Source organism: Micromonospora sp. AMSO12t (assembly GCF_008806585.1).
GTDB classification, from domain to species: domain Bacteria; phylum Actinomycetota; class Actinomycetes; order Mycobacteriales; family Micromonosporaceae; genus Micromonospora; species Micromonospora reichwaldensis.
This window is the reverse complement of sequence record NZ_WAAS01000257.1, coordinates 1-8,952: the sequence shown is the minus strand read 5'-3', so window position 1 is coordinate 8,952 and position 8,952 is coordinate 1. Positions and strand designations below refer to the sequence as shown.

7 protein-coding genes are annotated in these 8,952 nt (G+C 74.4%); 3 read left to right on the top strand and 4 right to left on the bottom strand.

Translation table 11 applies throughout. From position 1 onward, the window contains the following. Positions 1-12: 12 nt before the first annotated feature. Together F6X68_RS26770 and F6X68_RS26765 are read right to left on the bottom strand one after the other, a co-directional pair. On the bottom strand, positions 13-1,227 hold the full coding sequence (locus tag F6X68_RS26770; RefSeq protein ID WP_151456873.1) for an acyl-CoA dehydrogenase family protein: 1,215 nt from the start codon (positions 1,225-1,227) through the stop codon (positions 13-15). Continuing rightward, complete coding sequence (locus F6X68_RS26765; RefSeq protein ID WP_151456872.1) at positions 1,227-2,309, bottom strand: phosphotransferase family protein; 1,083 nt, start codon at positions 2,307-2,309, stop codon at positions 1,227-1,229. Before F6X68_RS26765 ends, F6X68_RS26770 begins: the two co-directional genes overlap by 1 nt. 151 nt (positions 2,310-2,460) lie before the next feature. Between F6X68_RS26765 and F6X68_RS26760 the strand changes: the two genes are divergently transcribed. Then, on the top strand, positions 2,461-3,165 hold the full coding sequence (locus F6X68_RS26760; RefSeq protein WP_151456871.1) for an amino acid-binding protein: 705 nt from the start codon (positions 2,461-2,463) through the stop codon (positions 3,163-3,165). Between the two features lie 170 nt (positions 3,166-3,335). Beyond that, positions 3,336-4,412, top strand: a complete 1,077-nt coding sequence (locus F6X68_RS26755) for a GNAT family N-acetyltransferase (RefSeq protein WP_151456870.1) — start codon at positions 3,336-3,338, stop codon at positions 4,410-4,412. Between the two features lie 34 nt (positions 4,413-4,446). Here the strand turns inward: F6X68_RS26755 and F6X68_RS26750 are convergent, their stop codons facing one another. Continuing rightward, entirely contained in the window at positions 4,447-4,842 is a 396-nt protein-coding gene (locus F6X68_RS26750; protein ID WP_151456869.1) for a VOC family protein, read from the bottom strand. Between the two features lie 101 nt (positions 4,843-4,943). Beyond that, the gene (locus F6X68_RS26745; RefSeq protein ID WP_151456868.1) at positions 4,944-6,509 is read right to left on the bottom strand and encodes an aldehyde dehydrogenase family protein; all 1,566 of its coding nucleotides are present in this window, start codon (positions 6,507-6,509) and stop codon (positions 4,944-4,946) included. A 451-nt stretch (positions 6,510-6,960) separates the two neighbouring features. Here F6X68_RS26745 and F6X68_RS26740 point away from each other — a divergent pair. Next, positions 6,961-8,952, top strand: a 1,992-nt coding sequence (locus F6X68_RS26740; RefSeq protein ID WP_151456867.1) for a glycoside hydrolase family 9 protein, incomplete at its 3' end; no start/stop codon positions are given.

Sequence of the window (8,952 nt, the reverse complement as noted above, 5' to 3'; positions counted from 1 at the left end):
GGTGTCTTGGGGTCAGTTGGACCAGCGGCGCAGTTCGCGCTTCGCCAGCGAGGAACGGTGGACCTCGTCTGGGCCGTCCGCCAGGCGCAGCGTCCGCGACTGGGCCCAGAGGGCGGCGAGCGGGGTGTCCTGGCTGACGCCGGCTCCGCCGTACGCCTGGATGGCCTTGTCGATCACCCACTCGGCCATGGCGGGAGTGGCGATCTTGATGGCCTGGATCTCGGTGTGCGCACCCTTGTTGCCGACCGTGTCCATCAGCCAGGCGGTCTTGAGCACCAGCAGCCGGGCCTGCTCGATGCGCACCCGGGACTCGGCGATCCACTCGCGTACCACGCCCTGTTCGGCGAGCGGCCGGCCGAACGCGACCCGCTCGAGCGCCCGCCGGCAGAGCAGCTCCAGGGCCCGTTCCGCCATGCCGATCAGCCGCATGCAGTGGTGGATCCGGCCGGGACCGAGCCGGGCCTGGGCGATCGCGAATCCCGTGCCCTCCGCTCCGACCAGGTTCTCCACCGGTACGCGGACGTCGGCGAAGTCGACCTCGGCGTGGCCGCCGTGCGAGGCGTCGCTGTAGCCGAACACCGTCATGCCCCGCCGCACGGTGACGCCCGGGGTGTCCCGGGGCACCAGGATCATGCTCTGCTGGCGGTGCCGGTCGGCCGCCGGGTCGGTCTTGCCCATCACGATGAAGATCTCGCAGCGCGGGTCCATCGCCCCGGACGACCACCACTTGCGCCCGTCGACCACGTAGTGGTCGCCGTCGCGGGTGATCCGGGTGGCGATGTTTGTCGCGTCCGAGGACGCCACCTCCGGCTCGGTCATGCAGAACGCGGAGCGGATCTCGCCCTCCAGCAGCGGGCGCAGCCAGCGCTCCTGCTGCCCCGGCGAGCCGAACTCGGCGAGCAGTTCCATGTTGCCCGTGTCGGGCGCGGCGCAGTTGAGCGCCTCCGGGGCCAGGTGCGGGCTGCGCCCGGTCAGCTCGGCCAGCGGGGCGTACTGGAGGTTGGTCAGGCCGGCGCCGTGGCGCGGGTCGGGGAGGAAGAGGTTCCACAGGCCGCGCTTGCGCGCCTCGGCCTTCAGCTCGGCCATCACCGGGGGCCGGGCCCACGGGTCGCCGGCGGCGGCCACCTGCGCGGCGTGCACCGGCTCGGCCGGGTACACGTGCTTGTCCAGGAACGCGGTCAGCTCGGCCCGCAGCTGCTCGGTGCGGGTGTCGTAGGCGAAGTCCATCAACGCTCCCTGGCGGCGGTCAGCCCGTGTTCGACCAGCGGTGCCACCATGTCGCCGATCCGGTCGAAGCCCTCGCCGAGCGTCTGCCCGAGCGTGTGCCGGTAGTGGATGCCCTCGCAGATCACCGCGAGCTTGAAGCAGCCGAGCGCGACGTGCCAGTGCAACGGCCCGACGTCGACGTCGCCGCGCCCGGCGTACCGCTCGATCAGCTCCGTCCCGGTGGGGAACCCGGCGCGCGGCCCGAGCCCGTCGGCGACCGGGTTGCCGGCGGCCGATTCGCTGCCGCCGAGCACGTCCCAGTAGGTCAGCAGCAGCCCCAGGTCGGCCAGCGGGTCGCCGAGGGTGGCCATCTCCCAGTCGAGCACGGCCCGTACGGCCACCGGGTCGACGGTGGCGAGCAGGTTGTCCAGCCGGTAGTCGCCGTGCACGATCCGGCCGGCGTTGGCGCCCTCCGGCACGGTGCCGGCGAGCAGGTCCCGCAGCTCCTCGATGCCGGGCAGCGGCCGGCTGCGGGACCGGTCGAGCTGGCCGGCCCACCGGCGGACCTGCCGCGCGAGGTAGCCCTCCGGGCGGCCGAAGTCGCCCAGCCCGACCGAGGCGGGCTCGACCGCGTGCAGCGCGGCGAGGGTGTCCATCATCGCCAGCGCCAGCTCCCGCCGCTGGCCGTCCGTGAGCGGGTCGGTCTGGGCTCGGGTGCGCAACACCTCGCCGTGCACGCGCTCCATCAGGTAGAAGGGCGCGCCGATCACCTCGGCGTCCTCGCAGAGCAGCAGCGCGGCGGGCACCGGCACGTCGGTCGGCGCCAGCGCGGAGATCACCCGGTACTCCCGGGCCATGTCGTGCGCGGTGGCCAGCACGTGCCCGAGCGGCGGGCGGCGCAGCACGACCTCGTGCCCGCCGGCGTGCAGCAGGTAGGTCAGGTTGGACTTGCCGCCGGCGATCAGCCGGGCCCGCAGCGGGCCGTCGGCCAGCTCGGGCCGGTGCCGGGCCAGGTGGGCGGCGAGCCGGTCGAGATCCAGCCCGCGGGGGGCGGCGGCGGGGCTGCTGCCCGGCCCGTGCGCGTCGACGGCCGGCTCGGTCATCCGTTTAGTTGATGGCAGCTCCGCCATGTTGTCAAGGTCGGGAGTTGACCCTCGGGACATGCCGCGGCAACAGGGGCGAAACGCCCACCGGCCAGGCTGGGGCCCAGCCTGCCGGCCAGCGGTGCCGGCCCGCCGAGCGGAGGGTTCAGACATGTTGCTGCGAGTTCGGGTCACCCTGCCGGACCGTCCGGGCACGCTCGGTCAGGTGGCGCGCACCATGGGCGTGTCCGGTGCGGACATCGTCCAGGTGGTCGTCCTGGAGCGGCTCGGCGGGCGGGCGGTGGACGACTTCACCGTGGTCTGGCCGGGCGCGGCGCGGGTCGAGCGGCTGCTCGCCGGGCTGGCGGCGATCCCCGGCGTCCGGGTGGACGGGGTGTGGCGGGCGATCGGCGCGCCCACCACCTCCGGGCAGGACGCCGAGCTGCTGGCCCAGGTCGCGGCCAACCCGGTCGACGGCGTCGCCACGCTGGTCGACGCCGTTCCCGGGCTGCTCGCCGCCGACTGGGCGGTCGCCGCGGTGGTGCCGGTGGACTGGGCCGCCCGGAGCGGGGCCGCCGGGGAGGCGACCGTCGGGTACGCGAGCTGGCGCGCGCCCGTACCGCCGCCGCTGCCGGAGGTGACCCCGCTGCGGGCCCGGGCGATCAGCACGCCCGGCGGCGCGCACGTCGCGGTCGCGCCGTTCGGCCGGGCCGGCCTGGTGCTGGTGGTGGCCCGGGAGTGCGCCGGTACGCCGGCCGCGGCGGCGTTCCACGCCACGGAGGTGGACCGGCTGGCGCAGCTCGTCCGGGCCGCCGCGGTGATCCTCGGCGACCGGCTCGACCTGGTCGGGGCGCCGCCGGTGGCCGCCAAGCCCTGAGCCGGCCCCACGTCGCCGAGCCGGCCCGGACCTGAGCCAGCGGGGACCTCTGCGCCGGCCCGACGGCCGGCACTGTGGCGCAGGTCGCGCGACGGAACCGTAGCCGTCACCCCCGGGCAACCGGCCCGCAACAGCCACCGACGAGGGTCGTAGGCGGAAGGGAGCGGACCATGACGCTGTGGCGGATCCGAGCGACCGTGGACGACCGGCCGGGCTACCTGTCGGTGCTCACGGCCAGCCTGGCGTTGCGGGGGGTCAACATCCTCGCCGTGCAGGTGCACACCACCGAGCGGGGCGCCGTCGACGACTTCCTGGTCGACGCGCCGGACACGCTCGACGAGGCCGGCCTCGTCGCCGCCGTGCGGCGGGGGCGGGGCCGGGACTGCTGGGTGGCGCGCAGCGAGGCGCGCGGGCTCGCCGACCAGCCGACCCGGGCACTCGGGCTGGCCACCCGGCTGGTGCGGGACCCGGACGCGACCGGGGAGGCGCTGCGTGCCCTGCTCGGCGCGGACGCGGTCGCCTGGCGACCCGCGTCGGCGGGCTGCGGCGGTGGGCTGGCCGACACCACCATGCTGCTGGACGACCCGGCCGGCGGGTCGTACGCGCTGCGCCGCGCCGTGCCGGGCTTCACCCCGGCCGAGTACGCCCGCGCCCAGGCCCTGGTCGAGCTGTCGGCCGCCGTCGTGCGCCGGGCCGCCGAGCAGGTCACCCTGGTGCTGCCCGACGGCGCCGAGGCGACCGTACGGCCCGCGACCGCCGACGACCTGCCCGGCGTGGTCGAGCTGCACGAGGGCTGCTCGGCGCACAGCCGGTACCGGCGCTACCTCGGCGGCGCGGGGACGCCGGCCACGGCCCGGCTGCGCCGGCTGCTGGAGCCGGCCCGGGGCGTGACCCTGCTCGCCACGGCCGGCGACGCTGGGGCGACGCAGCCGGCCGGCGACACCGGGGCGGAGTCGGTCGTGGCGATGGCGAACCTGCTCGCCGAGGGCGACGAGGCCGAGGTGGCGCTGCTGGTCCGCGACGACTGGCAGCGTCGGGGCCTCGGCTCGGCCCTGCTGCGCCGGCTGGTCCGGCACGCCGAGCAGGCCGGCTACGCGGCCCTGGTGCTGCACGTCCACGCGGAGAACGCCCCGATGCTGCGCACCGTGCGGCGGCTCGGCCGGCCCACGCCGGCCGAGCGGGACGGCGGCCTGGTGACCCTCACCGTTCCGCTGGTCGAGGGCGCGTCCGCGCGGCACGGGGTGTGAGGTCCGCCGCCGTCCGGACGGCACGGGTGGGGTGTCAGCCGTCGCCCGTGTGGCGGCCCTGCACGCAGAACCGGTTGCCCTCCGGGTCGGCGAGCACCACGTACGGCGGCTCGGTGGGGTGCGGGTCGGCGGGGTAGTGCGGCCAGTCGACCCGGCGGGCACCGAGCGCGACCAGTCGGGAGACCTCGTCGTCGAGGTCCACCTCGCCGGCGTCGAGGTCGAAGTGGATCCGGGGAAACTCCTCGACCGGGCTCTCGCTGAGGTCCATGGCGAGGGCGGCGCCGGGCTGGCCGGGCGGCGGCTCCAGCACGATCCAGTCGTCGCCCGGATAGCGGGGCGGGCGGCGTCGGTAGCCGAGCGCGGCGGCCCAGAATGCGCCGGCCCGCTCGCAGTCGGTCACCCCGAGGGAGATCTGCGCGAGTGCGGACACTTGTCGATGCTAGCGACCAGGCGAGTCGCCGTGGCGACCGTCGGGTGTCAGGGAGGGCACCCTGCCATCGCTGTGCGTCAACAGGGTGCCCTCCTCGCAGCTCAGGTCGTCGGGTAGCTGTTGTAGTCGGGGAAGTTGCCGTAGAGGCGGCCGTCGCCGCCCTGGGTCACCGCGTGCACCAGCAGGTCGCCGCCGACGAAGGCGCCCTTCCAGGACGCGCCCCGGCCGCCGAACGGCTCGTCCCGGTCGCCCCGGGAGCGCGGCTTGTTGATGCCCACCTTGAACGCCTGGAGGTCGACCGCGAGCTTGCCGGCCAGCTCCTCGTCGTCGCAGGCCAGCGAGGCGACCAGCGCGCCGTTCGAGGCGTTCATCGCGGCCAGCAGTTCGTCGGTGGTGTCCACCACGACGATGGTGTCGACCGGGCCGAACGGCTCGGCGTGCATGAGCCGGGACCGGCCGGGCGGGGCCAGCAGCACCGACGGGGCCACGTACGCGGAGGTGTCCTGTCCGTCGAGGAAAGGCGCGCCGGTGAGCTTGCCCCGGTGCAGCGGCACGGCGCCGCCGCGTACCGCCTCGTCGACCTTGCGGCGCAGCTCGTCGGCCTTGGCGGCGCTGATCAGCGGGCCGAAGTCCAGCTCGGGCAGCGGGTCACCGGCGGTCCAGTCGTCGCCGACGGCGAGCGGGTGCCCGAACCGGACGGAGCGTACGACCGGCAGGTACATGTCGAGGAACTCGTCGACGAGGTCCCGCTGGACCACGAAGCGCGGGTACGCGGTGCAGCGCTGCTTGCCGTACTCGAAGCCCTTTTTGAGGTGCCCGGCGAGCAGGTCCCACTGGGAGAAGTTCCAGATGCCCCAGGCGTTGAGGCCCTCCTGCTCGATGAAGTGCCGCTTGTCGGAGTCGAGCAGCGCGGCGGCGACCTTGCCGCCGTTGGAGCGCCCGCCGACGAACGCCACCGCGCCGATCTCGGGCGCCCGGACGAGCACCTCGGACAGCTCCTCGCCGCCGCCGGAGACCAGGGTGGCGGGCAGCCCGGCCCGGCGCATCAGCGCGTGCGCGACGGTGAGGCAGACCGCCCCGCCCTGCGAGGGGGTCTTGGCGATGACCGCGTTGCCGGCGAGCAGCTGCACCAGCTCGGCGTGCACGAGCACGCTCATCGGGTAGTTCCACGACGCGATGTTGCTGACCGGTCCCGGCAGCGGCTCCCGGCCGTCGGCGAGCATCCGGTCGATCTCGTCGACGTACCACCGGACGCCGTCCAGCGCCCGGTCCACGTCGGCGCAGGCCAGCCGCCACGGCTTGCCGATCTCCCAGACCAGCAGCAGGGCGAGCAGGTCGCGGTGGGCGGTGAGCGCGTCCAGGGCGTCGGTGACCCGGGCCTTGCGCTCGGCGAGCGGGGTGCCGGCCCAGGCCCGGTGCGCGGCGGCGGCGTGCGCGACCGCGGCGCGGGCGGACTCCGCGTCGAGGCGGGCCAGGTTGACCAGCACGGTGTTGTCCACCGGCGTGCGTACGGGGCTGGGGGTGCCCACGGCGTGCCAGTCACCGCGGACGAGGTTGTGCAGGGTGGTGACACCGTCGACCGGGGAGCCGAACGCCTCGGGCGCGGCGGCCACCGCGCGGGCGAGGGTGTCGGACCAGGCGGTGCCGTCGGCGAGTCGTAGAGCCATCGCGATCTCCTCAGGTTGGCCGGGGGAGCGGCAACGTCGATGGCACCGCTGGTGTGGGCGTACTGTCGCGCGCCGGAAAGGGGCGGGCAACAGTACGTTCGTATGCCGGAACGCCCGGCCCGTCGCCCGCCCGGCCGCGACGCGCTTATTCGCCCACCCGTCCCGGCGATGACCTGCCCGTACGCCGTAATTCGATCCATGCATCTCGATGGTGTGACGTACGTCCGGTGTGCAGGTAAGGGCTTTCCCGTCAGCCCCCCTGCGCGGGCGCTCTGCGGGCGCCCCGCAGGCGTCTTCACAAACCGGCGACCGTCGCATTACATTGTCGGTCATCCATGGGAGCGCTCCCGGGCCCGTGGCCGCACCCCCACCACCCTCGCCGGCACGCCCCGACCACCATTCCGCGCGCCGTCCCAGGTGCCGCCGGCGACGCCACCGACAGGAGCCCGTCATGCGTCACCCGAGACGTCCGCGCCGGCCGGGCGAGCAGCCCTGGCTGCCCCGCCTGCTGGCCGCCGGCAGCGCCCTCGCCGCCGGCCTCGCCCTCGCCGTCACCGCCCCGGCGCCCGCCTCCGCCGCGACGCCCGCCGCCGGGGGCGCCACGCGGACCGCGCCCCTCGCCGCCGCGGCGCCCGCCGCCGCCTTCAACTACGCCGAGGCGTTGCAGAAGTCGCTCTACTTCTACGAGGCGCAGCAGTCCGGCCCGCTGCCGGACTGGAACCGGGTCTCCTGGCGCGGTGACTCCGCGCTCACCGACGGCGCCGACGTCGGGCGCGACCTCACCGGCGGCTGGTACGACGCCGGCGACCACGTCAAGTTCGGCTTCCCGATGGCGTTCAGCGCCACCATGCTCGCCTGGGGCGCCGTCGAGTACCGCGCCGGCTACGTCGCCTCCGGCCAGCTGCCGCACCTGCTCAACAACCTGCGCTTCGTCAACGACTACTTCATCAAGGCGCACCCGGCGCCCAACGTGCTCTACGGACAGGTCGGCAAGGGCGACGACGACCACAAGTGGTGGGGCCCGGCCGAGGTGATGCAGATGGCGCGGCCCGCGTACAAGATCGACGCGAGCTGCGGCGGCGCGGACCTGGCGGGGGAGACGGCGGCGGCGATGGCCGCGGCGTCGATGGTCTTCCGGCCCACCGACGCCGCCTACGCCGACAAGCTGCTCGGGCACGCCAGGCAGCTCCACACGTTCGCCGACACGGTGCGCAAGAGCTACCACGAGTGCATCACCGACGCGACCAGCTTCTACCGCTCCTGGAGCGGCTGGCAGGACGAGCTGGTCTGGTCCGCGATCTGGCTGCACCGGGCCACCGGCGAGGCCGCCTACCTCGCCAAGGCCGAGAGCGAGTACGACAAGCTCGGCACCGAGAACCAGAGCACCACCCGCTCCTACAAGTGGACCATCGCCTGGGACAACAAGCAGTTCGGGGCGTACGTGCTGCTGGCCAACCTGACCGGCAAGCAGAAGTACGTCGACGACGCCAACCGCTGGCTCGACTACTGGACCGTCGGCGTCAACGGGCAGCGGGTGCCGTACTCGCCCGGCGGGATGGCCGTGCTCGACTCGTGGGGCGCGCTGCGCTACGCGGCGAACACGTCCTTCGCGGCCCTCGTCTACAGCGACAAGACCACCGACGCCACCCGCAAGGCCCGCTACAAGGACTTCGCCGTCCGGCAGATCAACTACGCCCTCGGTGACAACCCGCGCGCCTCCAGCTACGTCATCGGTTTCGGCGCCAACTCCCCGAAGAACCCGCACCACCGCACCGCGCACGGCTCCTGGTGGGACAGCCAGACGGTGCCCGTCGAAACCCGGCACACCCTCTACGGCGCGCTGGTCGGCGGCCCGTCGGCGGCCAACGACGCGTACACCGACAACCGGTCGGACTACGTGATGAACGAGGTCGCCACCGACTACAACGCCGGCTTCAGCTCCGCGCTGGCCCGGCTCGCCCAGGAGTACGGCGGCACCCCGCTCGCCGGCTTCCCCCGCGCCGAGACGCCCGACATCGACGAGCTGACCGTGGAGACCACGGTGATGCAGGCCGAGCCGCGCGCCACCGGCCTCAAGGCCATCGTCTACAACAAGTCCGCCTTCCCGGCCCGCGCCCTGACCGACGGCAAGTTCCGCTACTACTTCCGCCCCGACGGCACCGGCCCCGTCACGGTCACCCCCGGCTACACCCAGGGCTGCCCGTCGCCGGCCACGGCCAGGCAGTTCTCCGGCGACATCTGGTACGTCGAGGTGGACTGCACCGGGCACACCATCGCGCCCGCCGGGCAGTCGCAGCACCGGATGGAGGTGCAGTTCAAGATCGGCGTGCCCGAGGGCGGCACCTGGGACCCGACGAACGACCCGTCGTACCAGGCGACGGCGGGACCGAACCGGAAGGTCACCCTCTACTCCGGCGCCACCCGGATCTGGGGTGAGGAGCCC

Bases quoted from the DNA above. Each gene is read 5' to 3' on its own strand.
- F6X68_RS26770 (WP_151456873.1), bottom strand. From the start codon at position 1,227: ATGGACTTCGCCTACGACACCCGCACCGAGCAGCTGCGGGCCGAGCTG.
- F6X68_RS26765 (WP_151456872.1), bottom strand. From the start codon at position 2,309: ATGACCGAGCCGGCCGTCGACGCGCACGGGCCGGGCAGCAGCCCCGCC.
- F6X68_RS26760 (WP_151456871.1), top strand. From the start codon at position 2,461: ATGTTGCTGCGAGTTCGGGTCACCCTGCCGGACCGTCCGGGCACGCTC.
- F6X68_RS26755 (WP_151456870.1), top strand. From the start codon at position 3,336: ATGACGCTGTGGCGGATCCGAGCGACCGTGGACGACCGGCCGGGCTAC.
- F6X68_RS26745 (WP_151456868.1), bottom strand. From the start codon at position 6,509: ATGGCTCTACGACTCGCCGACGGCACCGCCTGGTCCGACACCCTCGCC.